This window comes from Nitrosomonas sp., assembly GCF_019752095.1.
Classification (GTDB): Bacteria; Pseudomonadota; Gammaproteobacteria; order Burkholderiales; family Nitrosomonadaceae; genus Nitrosomonas.
On sequence record NZ_JAIEMO010000005.1, the window covers coordinates 1 to 15266 of the forward strand.

At 45.3% G+C, this 15266-nt stretch carries 10 protein-coding genes and 1 tRNA gene; 5 read left to right on the top strand and 6 right to left on the bottom strand.

Annotated elements, in window-relative coordinates:
* Position 1: 1 nt before the first annotated feature.
* Both K2Q13_RS02265 and dnaE read right to left on the bottom strand, forming a co-directional pair.
* Positions 2-76: transfer RNA gene (locus K2Q13_RS02265), tRNA-Gly, on the bottom strand.
* A 178-nt stretch (positions 77-254) separates the two neighbouring features.
* The gene (gene dnaE, locus K2Q13_RS02270) at positions 255-3743 is read right to left on the bottom strand and encodes a DNA polymerase III subunit alpha (RefSeq protein WP_292919035.1); all 3489 of its coding nucleotides are present in this window, start codon (positions 3741-3743) and stop codon (positions 255-257) included.
* Between the two features lie 62 nt (positions 3744-3805).
* On the opposite strand from dnaE, the gene yegQ reads away from it, so the two are divergent.
* Positions 3806-5173, top strand: a complete 1368-nt coding sequence (yegQ, locus tag K2Q13_RS02275; protein WP_365725068.1) for a tRNA 5-hydroxyuridine modification protein YegQ — start codon at positions 3806-3808, stop codon at positions 5171-5173.
* Here the strand turns inward: yegQ and K2Q13_RS02280 are convergent.
* Positions 5129-6178: a hydrolase gene (locus tag K2Q13_RS02280; protein WP_292919036.1), complete on the bottom strand. Its 1050-nt coding sequence runs from the start codon at positions 6176-6178 to the stop codon at positions 5129-5131. The two genes, yegQ and K2Q13_RS02280, sit on opposite strands and share 45 nt — an antisense overlap.
* A gap of 526 nt (positions 6179-6704) precedes the next feature.
* Between K2Q13_RS02280 and K2Q13_RS02285 the strand changes: the two genes are divergently transcribed.
* Both K2Q13_RS02285 and K2Q13_RS02290 read left to right on the top strand, forming a co-directional pair.
* Positions 6705-7475, top strand: a complete 771-nt coding sequence (locus tag K2Q13_RS02285; protein ID WP_292919037.1) for an MBL fold metallo-hydrolase — start codon at positions 6705-6707, stop codon at positions 7473-7475.
* Between the two features lie 103 nt (positions 7476-7578).
* A complete protein-coding gene (locus tag K2Q13_RS02290) occupies positions 7579-8541 on the top strand; it encodes a helix-turn-helix domain-containing protein (RefSeq protein ID WP_292919038.1) in 963 nt (320 codons plus the stop codon).
* Between the two features lie 62 nt (positions 8542-8603).
* Here K2Q13_RS02290 and K2Q13_RS02295 read toward each other — a convergent pair whose 3' ends face one another.
* Positions 8604-9818 (bottom strand): AAA family ATPase, encoded by a 1215-nt coding sequence (locus K2Q13_RS02295; protein WP_292919039.1) that lies wholly within the window; start codon positions 9816-9818, stop codon positions 8604-8606.
* Positions 9818-10528, bottom strand: coding sequence for an OmpA family protein (locus K2Q13_RS02300; RefSeq protein ID WP_292919040.1), 711 nt, complete (start codon positions 10526-10528; stop codon positions 9818-9820). The genes K2Q13_RS02295 and K2Q13_RS02300 overlap by 1 nt, the downstream gene beginning before the upstream one ends.
* Before the next feature lie 700 nt (positions 10529-11228).
* Between K2Q13_RS02300 and K2Q13_RS02305 the strand changes: the two genes are divergently transcribed.
* Both K2Q13_RS02305 and K2Q13_RS02310 read left to right on the top strand, forming a co-directional pair.
* Entirely contained in the window at positions 11229-12503 is a 1275-nt protein-coding gene (locus K2Q13_RS02305; protein ID WP_292919041.1) for a hypothetical protein, read from the top strand.
* Positions 12504-12761: 258 nt separating this feature from the next.
* Positions 12762-13658 carry an SPFH domain-containing protein gene (locus tag K2Q13_RS02310; RefSeq protein ID WP_292919042.1) on the top strand — a complete coding sequence of 299 codons (897 nt, stop codon included), beginning with the start codon at positions 12762-12764 and terminating at the stop codon, positions 13656-13658.
* A gap of 87 nt (positions 13659-13745) precedes the next feature.
* Here K2Q13_RS02310 and K2Q13_RS02315 read toward each other — a convergent pair whose 3' ends face one another.
* A complete protein-coding gene (locus K2Q13_RS02315; protein ID WP_292919043.1) occupies positions 13746-15158 on the bottom strand; it encodes a dihydrolipoyl dehydrogenase in 1413 nt (470 codons plus the stop codon).
* Positions 15159-15266: the final 108 nt, after the last annotated feature.

Sequence of the window (15266 nt, forward strand, 5' to 3'; positions counted from 1 at the left end):
ATGGAGCGGGAAACGAGGCTCGAACTCGCGACCCCAACCTTGGCAAGGTTGTGCTCTACCACTGAGCTATTCCCGCACTATGAAGCTACTGTATGACTTGAAGCACTTCAGAAACAAAGGGTGGATTATAGAGATGCTGCGCGTTTTGTCAAGAAAATGCAGGTGATCGCAATGGGCAAATCGATTGTTTATTATTTTCTACAATGCCAAGCTTGGCACTTGCATAAAATTAACAATCGGTATTTACCTTATCTTCAATAAATAATCTCAATATTTTCGGTTTTGAAATGCGTGTTTAGTAATTGTAGTAAATCATCGTGCAGATAGACTCGCCAATCACTTCCTAACTCCAGTTCGCCGCTGGCTAAACCATTGCAATAGACGACAGTAATCGGACAGAAATTTGCATCGGATTTTTGTATTTGTGTCGAGAACGGAGTCAACAGTTTTTTGAGACTGGATACCTGGTCGAATGTAGAGGGATTGCAGTGAATCTTGATTTGTTTAGCGAAGCGCGAGCGAATTCCAGCGAGATCATACAATTGCTCGGCGCTAATTCTTAATCCATCGTCTTCATCCCCGTTGTAGCCGCGCGTGCTTATTTTTGCTTCCGCAATCAGAAGTTGGTCTTCTTTTAACCAAGAGCGATTGGCGTCGAGCAACTCACTGAAGACCACCAGCTCAACACGTGCTTTGCCATCGTCTAGGTTGATGATTCCCATTTTGCCGCGGCGCGTCATTTGTATGCGAATCGAGTGAATGATTCCGGCGAGTAGTTGTGGCTCGCGCTGCGGATTCAGTCGGTCGAGTCGAGTGCGAATGAAGCGCTTTAATTCCGACGCATAGGTGTCAAATGGATGACCGCTGAAATAATAGCCCAAGCCGATTTTTTCCTGGTGCAGTTTTTCCCGATCAGACCATGGTTCGGTCTGAATCAGTTGCAACTGCATCTGGGAGTCGTTACTCGTTTCGCCGAATAAATTAATTTGATTGGAAGATTGGCTCGTTTGTTCGGCGGATTCGATGGCTAAGCCGACTGAAGCCATCAAACTGGCGCGATTGAGGTTGATAGTATCAAACGCACCGACGCGGATTAGCGATTCCATCACGCGGCGATTGGCGATGCGACGGTCAACACGGTGGCAGAAATCGAATAAATCAGTGAATGGTCCAGCTTGTTTGCGCACCGCGATGATCGAATTGACTGCGGATTCTCCGGTACCCTTGATCGCGCCAAGACCGAAGCGGATGTTTTTACTGTCGATCGGGACAAAACGGTAGTCGGAAAGATTGATATCGGGAGGCAGAATTTTTAATTTGTTGGCAACGCTGTCTTCAACGAAAATGTGCACTTTATCCGTGTCATCCATATCCGCTGACAAGCACGCAGCCATAAATTCAGCCGGATAGTGCGCTTTCAAATAGGCCGTTTGGAAGGCAATGAGCGCATAAGCGGCGGCATGCGATTTGTTGAAACCATAGCCGGCGAATTTTTCCATCAAACCGAATAATTCGGTGGCTTTAACTTCGCTCAAACCGTTATTGACTGCGCCGGATACGAAGATGTCGCGTTGCTGCGCCATTTCCTCGACCTTTTTCTTACCCATCGCACGGCGCAGTAAATCGGCACTGCCAAGACTGTAGCCGCCGATGACCTGCGCAATTTGCATGACTTGTTCCTGATAAATCATGATGCCATAAGTCGGCCCCAGAATCGTTTCTAGGCGCGAATCAAGATATTCAATCTGTTTTCTGCCATGCTTGCGGTCGATAAATTCTGGAATCAGATCCATCGGGCCGGGGCGGTATAAAGCGACCAGTGCGATAATGTCTTCAAAGCGGTCTGGTTTTGCCTTTTGCAGCAGATCGATCATGCCGCGCGACTCAAACTGAAAGATGCCTACCGCATTTCCTTTACGCATCAATGCATAGGTTGCTGCGTCATCCAATGGCAACGTTTCCAGTGAAAAAAGGCGAATATTCGGAGATTCGTCGTCTGGATGTAACTGACGGATATATTCGACGGCACGATCCAAGATTGTCAATGTGCGCAATCCAAGAAAATCAAATTTCACCAAACCGATTTTTTCGACATCATCTTTATCCAGCTGGCTGACAACAGAATCGCCCGATTCCGTGCAGTAAATCGGGCAAAAATCGGTAATCTCGCTCGAGGCGATGAGTACGCCTCCGGCGTGCATGCCGACATTGCGCGTGATGCCTTCGAGACTTTCCGCCAGTTCCAGTAAATTGTGGACATCTTCTTCTTCCTCGGCGCGTTGATTGAGTTGCGGTTCGAGTTGACGCGCTTTTTTTAATGTCATGCCAATTTCGAACGGGACCAGTTTGGCGAGCTGATCGACAAAGTTATACGGTAAATCCATGACCCGACCAATATCGCGAATTACGGCTTTGGCTGCCATCGTGCCAAATGTGGCGATTTGAGAGACTTTTCCAGTTCCGTAGCGCTGTTTGACATACTCGATGACCAATTCGCGTCGATCCTGACAAAAGTCGATATCAAAATCGGGCATTGAAATACGTTCGGGGTTCAGGAAACGTTCAAACAACAGATCATAACGCAATGGATCAAGATCGGTGATTCCCAGAGAATAAGCCACTAATGAGCCCGCTCCGGAACCACGCCCTGGCCCTACCGGGACATTATTATGTTTGGCCCAGTTGATAAAATCGGCCACAATCAGAAAATATCCGGCAAATCCCATCTGGATAATGGTGTTGACCTCAAATGCAAGGCGGGATTGGTACTCGCCCATTTTGCTATGACGTATTTCTGCCTCGGGAAACAAGCTGGTCATGCGCATTATCAGACCTGCTTCAGCCTGGCTGCGCAGATATTGATCCAGGCCTTCGTTGTTAGGCGTAGGAAATAATGGAAGCCGGTTCACACCCAATTCCAATACCAGATTGCAGCGTTTGGCAATTTCGATTGTATTCGCCAGTGCGGCAGGAATATCGGCGAACAGTTGCGCCATTTCAGCTTGAGTTTTAAAGTATTGCTGTTCAGTGAAGCTTCTTGGACGGCGTTTGTCCTCTAAAACATAGCCCTCGGCGATACAGACACGCGCTTCATGCGCCCGATAATCGTCTGCATTGAGAAATTGCACGGCTTGCGTTGCCACGATTGGTAAATTGAATTTCCTGGCTAGCGTTAGCGAGTGCTGAATTAGTCCTGCTTCATTGGCATGCCCATCACGCTGGATTTCAAGATAAAAACGGCTAGGAAACAGATTAGCCCATTTTTGCGTCTGAATTTCAGCTTGCGATACGTTACTTTGTAATAGGGATAACCCGATGTCGCCTAAACGGCCACCCGATAAAGCAATCAATCCTTCCGTGCCCCACTCATTGGAATGCAACCACGATTCCTTGATCTCGGCTCTACCTTGCAACTGGTTTTCCCGGTAAGCGCGTGACAACAGACGGGACAGCAGCAAATAACCGGCGTGTGTTTGGCATAGTAATAGCAGTCGAATCGGCTTACTTCGATCGGATTCATTGGCGATCCAGACATCACACCCGAGGATCGGTTTAATCCCGTTTTTGGATGCAGTTTGGTAAAATTTTACTAATCCGAAAAGATTGCTAAGATCGGTCAATGCCAGGGCTGGCATTTGGTCGGCCACCGCTTTTGTAACGACATCATGAATGCGAATTGTGCTATCCAGAATGGAATATTCGCTGTGCATCCGTAAATGAATAAAAGCTGGTTTGATGGGCATGATGTTACAATTAAGGCCTGTGATAACTTTGTCATTAATACAGTCGAGCGCTATTTTACATTATGTTGAAATCACCTGAACTTTTACTTCCTGCTGGTTCCTTGGACAAAATGCGCATTGCTTATGCGTTTGGCGCCGATGCGGTGTATGCAGGACAGCCGCGTTATTCTTTGCGTGCGCGTAACAATGATTTTGCCTTGGAGCAAATTAAAACTGGGATCACGGAAGCGCATGCTTTAGGGAAGAAGTTTCTGGTAGCCAGCAATGCCATGCCGCATAACGCCAAGATTAAAACTTACCTGGATGATATGGCGCCTATTATTGCAATGAAACCAGACGCGCTGATAATGGCTGATCCCGGACTGATCATGATGGTGCGAGAAAAATGGCCGGATGTGCCGATTCATCTATCAGTACAAGCTAATACGGTCAATTATATGGGCGTTAAGTTTTGGCAGAAAATAGGATTGACGCGGGTGATTTTGTCGCGTGAATTATCGTTGGACGAAGTGGCGCAAATTCGTGATTACTGCCCTGATATGGAACTTGAGGTTTTCGTGCATGGCGCGCTGTGCATTGCGTATTCCGGGCGTTGCTTGCTGTCAGGATATTTTAATCACCGTGATCCGAATCAAGGCACCTGCACGAATTCATGCCGCTGGGATTATAAAGTGAAATCCGCTGAGGAAAATTCTAGCGGTGATATTCAGGAAGTTGGCAAAATTGATTTTGATTTTGGCCAAGCGATGCAACAATCTGAACAATCGAGTATGACGAGTGGATGCAGCTCGATTACGCGCCATCCTGCTGCCGATCAAGTGTATCTGATTGAAGAAAAGGAGCGGCCTGGTCAACTAATGCCGATCATGGAAGACGAGCACGGTACGTATATTATGAATTCCAAAGACTTGCGTGCAGTTGAGCATGTCGAGCGCTTGGTCAAAATTGGCGTTGATTCATTGAAGATCGAAGGGCGCACCAAATCTTTGTATTATGTGGCGCGCACAGCGCAGGTTTATCGCAAGGCGATTGATGATGCTGTAGCGAGCAAACCGTTTGATCCCGCATTATTGGGGGAGCTGGAAGGATTGGCCAACCGTGGCTACACCAGCGGTTTTTATCAGCGCCATAACACGCATGAGACCCAAAATTATTTGCGCGGACATTCTGAATCCAATCGCAGTCAGTATGTTGGCGATATCACTGGTTTTGATACAGCTAGTGGCATGGCTGAAATACTGGTGAAAAACCGTTTTCAGGTGGGTGATCGCCTTGAGATTCTTCACCCCACAGGTAACCAAGTGGTTGAACTGTCACACATGTTGGATTCAGCCGGGCGTCCGGTGCAGGTCGCACCGGGCAGCGGTCATCGGGTCAAAATACCGCTAACCGGGAATGTAGATAACGCTTTCGTCACTCGTTTCTTCTGAAAAATGATGCTGGCACTGATAATAATAGAAACTGAGTATTTTATTGGGTAGCCAATCCAATTTCCCCGGAAACGGGCCTTGCATGAATCCGGCGTGACCGCCTTGTTCGGGAAATTCCAATGTCACAGCCGAAGATACCTCGTTTTGATCCGGTAGCACCGATGCTGGCATGAAAGGATCGTTGCGAGCATTAATCACCAAAGTAGGTACTCTAATATGACGCAGCCATTGTTTGCTGCTGGACTGCTGCCAATAATCGTCAGTATCTCGGAAACCATGTAATGGTGCCGTGACCAAGTTATCAAAATCATAAATTGAAGCGCATTTTTTGAGTGCTTTGGCATCAAATAGATCAGGAAATTGTTCCAATTTATCAAACGCTTTATTTTTTAGGGTATCCAGGAAGTGGCGCGTATAAACTTGATTGAAACCCTTATCCAGAGCCGAACCGGCCGCAGCCAGATCCAGCGGCACAGAGACGGTTGCAGCGCCTGTCACGAGTTCGCGTGCACGTTCGCCTTGCTCGCCCAGCCACTTCAATAGCGCATTGCCACCCAAAGAGACACCCATCACGTAAACTGGGCGCATTGAGTTTGTTGCTTGTGTTTGATGGGTAATACGCCGCATCATCCAGTCGATTTCAGTGGAATCACCGGCGTGGTAGGCACGGGACAACCGGTTTGGCATGCCGGAACAGCCACGAAAATGAATGACGGCGCTGTGCCAGCCGTGGCTTTTTAAGCTGTTGATCATACTTAGAATATAATGACTCGAAGATCCACCCTCAAGACCGTGGAAAAATATGACCAAAGGGGAGTCCGCAGATCCATCGGTCCAATCGACATCCACGAAATCCCCATCATCAAGCTCCCAGCGTTCACGCCGGTATGCAAACACCGGTGCTGGTTTGATAAAGTAAGGATAAAGCGTTTGTATATTTCCACCCGGCAGCCATGACGGCGCTTTGTAGTGCTTTGTGTACAAAGGAATCGTTGTTTTTAACATTGTTATTTTTGCTTGTTGCTCACTTGACTATTGTAATCGATAACGCTATTGGCATGATTGATGCAATATGGAAACAGGCTACAATTTACATTCAACAAGCGATTACTAGTCAATTCAATATGTAGGGTGGCTGCGCCGCCAGTCTGCGCCTCAAGACGATTACTGTTGGCATCATAGCTCCAGAGTTTGAATCCGGTGTTGTCCGATTGGCTGATGATGCGGTCACAAAAAATCAGGATAAATCATTGGTAATATTCTTAATTCGTGACCTGACCCCCATGCTTTAGACCCCATGCTTTATGCTTCTTGTGACCCCGTGCTTCTTCGTTCTTGACAAAATAGGTGTAGCAACGTTGCAAACATAATTCGCAGAACCTACAAACATAGTTATTTCCAGCTCAGATTATTTGCAAGCTGTTACATATATCTTTGGCCCAAATATTTTGATAAATGTCCCGCAGGCCACTGATAATTTTTTATTAGATTCCTCATAATATTTGCACACAAATCTTAAAGGAGCACTGAAATGCAATTCACGCAAATTAGAAATGCCACACTTAAAATTAATTATGGTGGTAAAAAGATACTGATTGATCCTTGGCTCGCAAAAAAAGACGCATTACCTGGGTTTGGGGGAACGATCAACGAGCACATACGCAATCCTACGTCTGAATTACCTATGCCGGTTAATGAAATAATTGATGTGGATGCAGTTATATTAACGCATGATCATCCAGATCATTGGGACGATGCAGCGAAAGAGGCGATTCCTAAAGACATGTTGATTTTTACCCAACATGAAAAAGATGCAAAAGCCGTAAAATCAGCCGGATTTAACAATGTTAAAATATTAAATGAAGTCACTGATTATGAAGGAATTACTCTCATTAAAACTTCGGGACAACACGGCCACCCTAAAGTAGTAGAAGATATGAAAGAGTTGTTAGGTGAAGTAAGCGGAGTCATTTTTAAACATCCCAATGAAAAGACATTCTATATCGCAGGTGATACGGTATGGTGTGGAGAGGTTGAGCAAAGCCTGAAAGAATATCATCCTGATATAGTCGTATTAAATAGCTGTGATGCACAAGTTATCGGTAATGAATCTATTATCATGGGCAAGGAAGATATTTACGAAGTCTATAAATCGGTTCCCGATGCAACTATTATCGCTAGCCATATGGAAGCGGTTAATCATGCTACTTTAACTAGGAAGGAATTGGGTGAATTTCTTAGAGCTAACGAAATGACGGAACGCGTATTAGTACCAGCGGATGGTGAATCGTATACCTTTTGAATTAGATCAGAATAATGCATAAAAGGGGACTGATGCATTATTTTGTATAGATGGTTTCTGAAATCAGTTGAACGAAAAAAGAGTTTAACCGGCGAGGTTATATATGGCTGTTCCTATAGTTGCGGTTGTTGCTTTTAATCACTTCAGTCCTTTTCATTTATCGGTGCCATGCATTATTTTTGGTGATCTTTTGCACGATCAGAAATTGTTTGAACTCAAAATCTATGCAGAGGAGTCTGGACCGATACAATCACATGAGGGATTGAGTGTTCAATCGTCCCTTAGTGTTGAAGAACTGGCGCAAGCTGACATCATTATCGTGCCTTCCTGGCGTGATCCAGCAGAAAAGCCAAACCAAGCAATGCTCGATGCAATGGTTGAAGCTCATGCGCGCGGGAATCAAGTTGTAGGGCTGTGTTTGGGCACTTATGTACTTGCGTATGCAGGATTACTGAAAAACCATAAGGCGGCTACGCATTGGGAGTTTGAGCAGGATTTCATTAGTCGCTTTCCGGATGTAGACTTGGATTGTAATGCGCTATATGTTGATGATGATCGTCTTATTACTTCTGCAGGAACCGCCGCGGGTCTAGACTGTTGTTTATATCTTGTTCGACAGCGTTACGGTAGTGCGATTGCTAATAAGCTAGCCAGGCGCATGGTAATTCCCCCTTATAGAGAAGGCGGGCAGGCTCAATTTATTGAGCGACCTATACCCTTTACAACCAAGGATGCCAGAATCAATACACTTTTGGATTATTTGAGGAATAATCTAAATAAAATACATGGTTTAGACGAACTTGCGGAGCATAGCAAGATGAGTCGTCGAACATTTACACGACAGTTTTACAAGGCAACGGGAATGTCTGTTGGCGGATGGATTTTAAGTGAGCGTCTCCAACGAAGCCAGGAATTATTAGAATCTACTTCGCTAGCAATTGATGCTATTGCAGAGCAGATCGGCTTTCAATCTACTGCGTCCCTCCGTCAACATTTCAAAGATAGATTTAATGTAACTCCAAGTGAATGGCGAAGAACTTTCAGAGGGCATCAAAAACTACGTTGAATGATTAACGCGCACTATTCTGTGAGAAATTACCCCGCTCTGTGTGCGGCGGGGTTCTTTTTTTAGAAACCGAACAAATTTGCAAGGCAGTCTAGCAATCCGTCCGAGTCTGAGCGATGGCAAAAATAAAAAATGCTGATGATGAATGTGATGATCGACAATAGGAGTAAAACGACAGAGAATTTTAAATTCTTTTGTTCATATTTTGCTTTTATTGCATCTGCAATTTCGTCATAGGATTTGTTCGATAGATCTACTTTGGCTCTTGGAATAACAGGAATTTCATTCACGGTTGGATTGTTTTTCTGTTCTGAGTTCTTTGTGCTAGGTGGCGCAGACTGCTCATAACTGGGAGCAGCTTTAGGTGCAGCTGATTCCTGGATTGGTTTATTAGCCGTTTCTAACGATTCCTGTTTTTTTCTTTCTTCATTGTTGAGCATAATGATGTAATGAAACACATCGGTTATCAGTCCCATTCGCTGCGTAGCTTCATAAACATCTTTTGCATCGATTGTAGATTTATTACGTTCATAGGCCACGTTGAACGATCTGTCACACAATGAATTAATGGTTCGCGGTGTTCCACCGGCGTTAAATGCAATTGAGATGGCTTCCCACCCAGTGTCCGAAATTAAATTGGGATTACCTCCAGCAACTTGAATACGATGGGTAATATATTCCAATACGCCATCGGTGGTCATTTTTCCTAACGATTCAAGTGCGGCAATGCGTTGCTTAAATGGAATCATTTCGGGCTTGTTGATTTTCTCCATCAACTCATCCTGACCGAGGAGCAACAACTGAATAAGCTTGATGGATCCTTCTTCAAGATTGTTTAACAAGCGAATGCCATTAAGAACGTCATCTGACATCAAATGGGATTCATCGATGATAACCAGACACTTTTTCCCTTCCGTGTTGATCGTCATCAAAGCATTCCGAATATCCCGCATGACAAAGGTTTTTTCAGAGGATGTCGGATGAAGTCCAAATTCTTGGGCAAGAAATAAATAAAGATCAGTGCTATTGGCAGGGGGTTCAGCCATCCAAATTAATTGAATGCTCTCTGGGAAATCGGCCTTTATCATTTGGCTCAACGTTGTTTTGCCAGAGCCAATGGGACCTGTGACGACGATCAATCCACGACCGCTTTGTAAAGAACCAGAGATTTGCTTGCGAATGCGTGCATGATCTCCATGATCATAGAAAAACAACGGATCCGGTACATTCTCGAAAGGAAGTAATTTGAGGTTAAAGTGCTGGGCATACATATGCATTAGTTTGCTCCCTCCTGAGGCATCAGTTTTACTTCGACTCTACGGTTTTTTGTTCTACCTTCTTCTGTGGCATTCGAAACTATTGGTCGTTTGTCACCATAGCCAATAATAGATATTCGTGTCGTGGGTACGCCATGCAAAATCAGTATATTCGCGATGGCTCGAGCGCGACGCCTGGATAAATCCATATTGTCACTGCTAATCTTTCCGGTAGGAATGTTGTCGGTATGACCTTCAATGAGTATACGATTGTTTGGAAATGCTGATATTTCTTCAATTAACTCTTCAATCGTTGAATAGGAGACATCATGGATAATATCTTGTCCGGAACGAAATGTTTTGCCATCGAATATGGTTAAAGTCCGAGGCTTAACGAGTGTATCGGGAGTAGGTGTGACTTCATTGATTTCTTCCGCTGCTGGAATTGGATTTTCATCCTGTGTGGTTATTGTTTCCACATTCTCAGCAATGACTTTGTTGTCCTCGAATGTGGGCGAATGGGTCAAATTGTCTAGGCCGGGTACTGGAGTAGGTGCGGATAGCGAAGAGGGTTCAGGTGCAGCAGAAGACTCAAGTGAAGGTGGCATTGCTTCCGGCCAATTCCCTTGATAGATTGTATCGTGGATCGGGATTTCCAGCGCTTTAAACGTAACAACAGCCGATAGGCTGAAAAACACAAAAGATAGTCCAATAATAATGAAACGTACCATGATAATGCACTCGATTTAGTATATGTTAATTAAGCAAGTGTAACGGACTTATGCACAAATATTTTAACGTATTGAAGGGTGTCTTGCTTACGGGAATAAAATAAGTTTGGTTAATCATTGATGGATAAAAGCAGTTTAATTCCAACTTAGTTCACTTCAAAATCTGTACAACAAGATGCAGGTTAACATTGTCTCGTACAAACTCGGATTTAAACGTGTTAATAGAGGCAATAAATTATGCCTTTCTATAAGATTATCATATTATCATGGCGTTTATAGAAGGCATCAAGGCATCTATTCCTCAAGATTTAAATTCTTAGTGCTACAGTGTGAGATTTGTCACGCAAGTATCCACAGTAAGATGTTATGGTATGAGATGCCATTTATCATTGTTGTTGCATCACAAAGTTGCAGCATAAATACATAATATGGTTATGCAAAATTGGCGGGGTAGGGGGGAGTGTTATTCTTGTTATTTTTGTTATTAGAGTTTGTCATAACCACTTGTAGCGGGATTAGGTACTTTATTTGTATCGGCGATAATTCATAGGCTGTGGTTTTTCTAGTATCGAGTAGTAAGCGGCGTTATCGCATTAGTTACCAGTATTTTTGTTGTTAACAACATAAAATATCAACAAGTTGCTTGCTTCATGTAATCTAAATCCGAAAGTGTTCTACTACCTATAGGGAGATTAATAATATGACAAAAACTACAACGTCTTTTTCACACTTATTCCAAACAGACATTGGAATTCCAAAGTTATTACTATGGTTGCTTGCGTTTGTATTAATTTTGATCTCGGGTTGCAGTATCGGCGATAAAATCGACAAATTGACAGATAAAGTAAGTGATGTGGCCGGAGATACCGTAGCTACGTTAGATAGCGCGATTGATGCCTTAGACCGGAATTCTGCTTCCTGGCAGTCGGTATTGCAAGATACTACGACAAAGTTGACCGATGAAGCCCAATCCACCGTACGCAACGAGGTTTCGGATCTGCTCAACCGCAGTGTGGCGGCTACAGGAAATGAGTTGCGCTGCAATATAGATTTTATCGGTTCGCGTGTGCGTCAGGCTTTAGCGCGAATTCGCGCACGACTGCTGCATCAAGCGATACCTCCGGTTGAACCAGCATTATGCCACGTGGTGCCTGCAGCTGTGGATATGGCGCTGGATGTAAGCCGTCGTAACAAGCTGGAGTTTTTCGGTTATGATTTTGACACGACAACTATTAAGGTAACATTGCACAATAAGTCAGGCGCAATGGATGTTTCTTCCAAGCTTGATCGATTGACTCACTACCACATGACGCTCAATCTCGGTGCAAATGGGGTCCCAGTATCCAGTGCCAGCGATCGCCTGACTTTGGAATGGGAAAATCGTCCTATTTCCAGTATCGCTGTGATTCAACCGGCTACGCCAGTATGCCGGGAAAAAACAGAAACCTATGCGCGTGATACTTATTTATCTTTTACACCGCCTCATACTCGTGGTGATAAAGAATTTAGTGGGAATGGTCCGGAAGTATGGGCAAATGCACGTTGGAGCAATGAAGGCACGCACGTAAACTTCCGGCTTTGGATGAAGGCTCAGGAAACACGCAGCGATTGGACCACAGCAGAAGGTGAGCGCACTGATACTTACTACACGGCACCACCAGGCTGGCGTATTGATAGTATAGTTAACAGCGCGGAAAGCACAGCGCATTATGTCGATACCGATCATAACGATGATCGTCAAGGTGGTGGTCCGAACGGGCCGGTCAAAGAGTTCAAATTCCGTGGCGATCGCAGTGGTGATGATGCGGGTAGTTATACCGGTGTAGACGTTACCTTTAATCCACTGGTGGTGAAGTTGGTGGAAGTGGCCAATTGTGCTCCGGCATCGGCAATTAAATCATTGCAGATAAAGGATCTGATTGCTCCCTCTACAATCAAGCGTTTGCAGCCCATGATGTTGAAGCTGAAACCTTAGTTAGGTTTTATAGTAGATTTCTGAACCATGCAATGCACCCACAATCTCGAGAACGGGTGCATTGTACTTTCAAGTATTGTCGTTTCTTCTTTGCGAAAGCATTCCGGATTTATTTCTTCTGAAATAAGAGTCTTGCCAGCCGTTGACTGAGTTTGACAGCACAATGCTTCTTCGTTACATTTTGTGTAGAGAGATAACACTCTTGAAGTAAACTTTTACACCATTTAGCTTGTTTGAAAAATACCGAGGGGAAGAGTCTTGAACAAAAAATCAGGCAGTAATGCGATTGGTACTGATGAACTCATCATTTCTGGCTCGAATGGATGGATCATGCTGGTGATTTTATTGATTGGATTCATGCTGGGTGTTTTTCTTGTGGCTACACCTGGAGGTCCGGTTAAAATTTTTGCAGGCGGTTCTTTTCTGGCAATCACGCTATTTTGTGCTAAGGGTTTATTTACACTCGAGCCGAATCAAGCTGCCGTGATGGTTTTTTTCGGTAAATATGCAGGGACAGTTAGCGAAAGTGGTTTTTTCTGGGTCAATCCGTTCTATAACCGAACGCCGGTTTCACTTCGGATCAATAACTGGAATACCCCTGTTTTGAAAGTCAACGATGAGCGTGGCAGTCCGATTGAAATTGCCGCAGTGATAGCTTGGCGGGTACAGGATACGGCGCGTGCAGTTTTCGATGTGGAAAGCACATTCAACTACTTGCAGGTTCAAAGTGAGTCGGCAGTTCGTCAAGTGGCCAGTAGTCATGCATACGACGATACTGAAGGAGAGCAGCGCAAAAGTTTGCGTACTGATTTGGATGCTATTGCAGCATTATTACGCGAATCAATTCAACAGCACGTCGAAGTTGCAGGAATCGCGATTGAAGAAGCCAAGATTGCCCATCTTGCCTATGCCCCCGAGATTGCCAGCGCCATGCTTCGACGGCAGCAGGCGGAGGCCGTAGTAATGGCGCGCCAGAGACTGGTAGATGGCGCAGTGGGTATGGTCGAAGGCGCACTGAAAAATCTGGAAGAGAAGAAGATTGTTTCATTGACATCCGATCAACGTGCCGCGCTGGTAACCAATATGATGACGGTGTTACTATCAGAAACAGGCGCACAGCCAGTTATTCAGATGACACAAGCGCCCTTGCAGTAATGTTTCATTTTTCTAGTAACTTTTTCAAACTGTGTAACGTTGCTGACAATACTATCATACGGCGATCACTACGTTCCTCGCAAGATATCAATCAAGGGCTTCCGAATTAAAGGTGCCGCACATAGACAGATCGAATTTGTTGACAATAGGAAGTTGCGCCGACAGAGTCCGCAACGCTGTGCGCAGACCTTCTTCCAGAACCGGATGATAAAATGGCAAACGCAGTAGCTGCTGTACCGTGAGCGATTGATCAATGGCTAACGCCAGCAGATGTGCCATATGGTCGCCAGCGGGTGCGCACATTTCCGCGCCCAATAGCCGACCACTTTCCGCATCGGCATAAATGCGCTGAATGCCTTTATTTCTCTGGCCGACCCGAGCACGCCCCTGGCGGTCAAAATGCACCTCCCCAATCAAAGTTTTTGCGGGATCGAGCGCCTGAAAGTGGTTGCCTACGATGGCTATGTTTGGATCAGTAAAAATAATGGCTAGTGGTGTCCGGCGTGTAAAACAAAGTGGATCAGAGCGTATGGCATTGAGTCCAGCAATGTATCCTTCATCGGCAGCTTCATGCAGCAACGGTGCCTGGTCATTTGCATCGCCGGCCAAAAATATGGGTAGGTCGGCCACCTGCATAGTGCTTGGATTTACCGATGGCATGCCATGTTGGTCGAGCGGAACGCCTAGTGTTTCTAACCCCAGATTGTCGATATTGGGGCGGCGCCCTAGCGCAGCAAGTACACAATCGACCACCACTTCAGTGCTTCCGGCACGTACCTGCACACCCTTGTGTACGAGGTTCAACTCGGCTTTATTTCCCATGTGCAGAGGAAGTTCTCTTCCTAACAGATCTGTCGCCGTTGTAATGACCTGTGGGTCTGTTAATCCAGCGAATTGATTTCCGCCAAATGCTGTCACCTTAATACCAAGTCGGGAAAGCGCTTGTGCCATCTCAGCGCCGATAGAACCCATTCCTATCACTGCCATATGTGCAGGCAGCGTTTTTTGTTCAAACAAGATATCTGTCGTGAGCAACCTATCACCGAGTGAATTCCATGGTGTTGGGACTATCGGACGCGATCCAGTGGCAATAATAATTTTGTGCGCACGTAATTCCTCACCGTTGACTTCCAATCTATCTGGAGCAAGTAGGCGTGCGCGCCCGGAAATAGCGCGTTTGCCCAGATCATCTGTTGTTTTGACCGTGCTGGCGACAAAGTCATCGCGTAGCCGTCGCACTCGTTGCAGCACAGCAGGGATGTCCATTGTGAGCTGGTCAGAGCCGCGAATGCCGAATTCTTCAAAGGTATTACGACGATGAAAGGCATTAGCCGCCTCGATCAGCGCTTTGGATGGCATACAGCCAACTCGAGCGCAGATAGTGCCCCAGGGCCCATCATTGATAATCACAAAGCGATCAGTGTGTTTTCGTACCTCCCGCAACGCAGATAAGCCTGCGCTACCCGCCCCAACGATGATCACATCCAGTGTTTCATTCATAATTATTGTCTCCGATGATGCGTACAGAAAACCCGAACAATGGGATTAGACTCAATTTATATTTCTTTTCTTAGTGTTCTGAATCATCCTATCAGGGACTCGACATTC

Coding starts and splice junctions, on each gene's coding strand:
- K2Q13_RS02300 (WP_292919040.1), bottom strand. CDS start 10,528: ATGGTACGTTTCATTATTATTGGACTATCTTTTGTGTTTTTCAGCCTA.
- K2Q13_RS02280 (WP_292919036.1), bottom strand. CDS start 6,178: ATGTTAAAAACAACGATTCCTTTGTACACAAAGCACTACAAAGCGCCG.
- dnaE (WP_292919035.1), bottom strand. CDS start 3,743: ATGCCCATCAAACCAGCTTTTATTCATTTACGGATGCACAGCGAATAT.
- K2Q13_RS02315 (WP_292919043.1), bottom strand. CDS start 15,158: ATGAATGAAACACTGGATGTGATCATCGTTGGGGCGGGTAGCGCAGGC.
- yegQ (WP_365725068.1), top strand. CDS start 3,806: ATGTTGAAATCACCTGAACTTTTACTTCCTGCTGGTTCCTTGGACAAA.
- K2Q13_RS02305 (WP_292919041.1), top strand. CDS start 11,229: ATGACAAAAACTACAACGTCTTTTTCACACTTATTCCAAACAGACATT.
- K2Q13_RS02295 (WP_292919039.1), bottom strand. CDS start 9,818: ATGCATATGTATGCCCAGCACTTTAACCTCAAATTACTTCCTTTCGAG.
- K2Q13_RS02285 (WP_292919037.1), top strand. CDS start 6,705: ATGCAATTCACGCAAATTAGAAATGCCACACTTAAAATTAATTATGGT.
- K2Q13_RS02290 (WP_292919038.1), top strand. CDS start 7,579: ATGGCTGTTCCTATAGTTGCGGTTGTTGCTTTTAATCACTTCAGTCCT.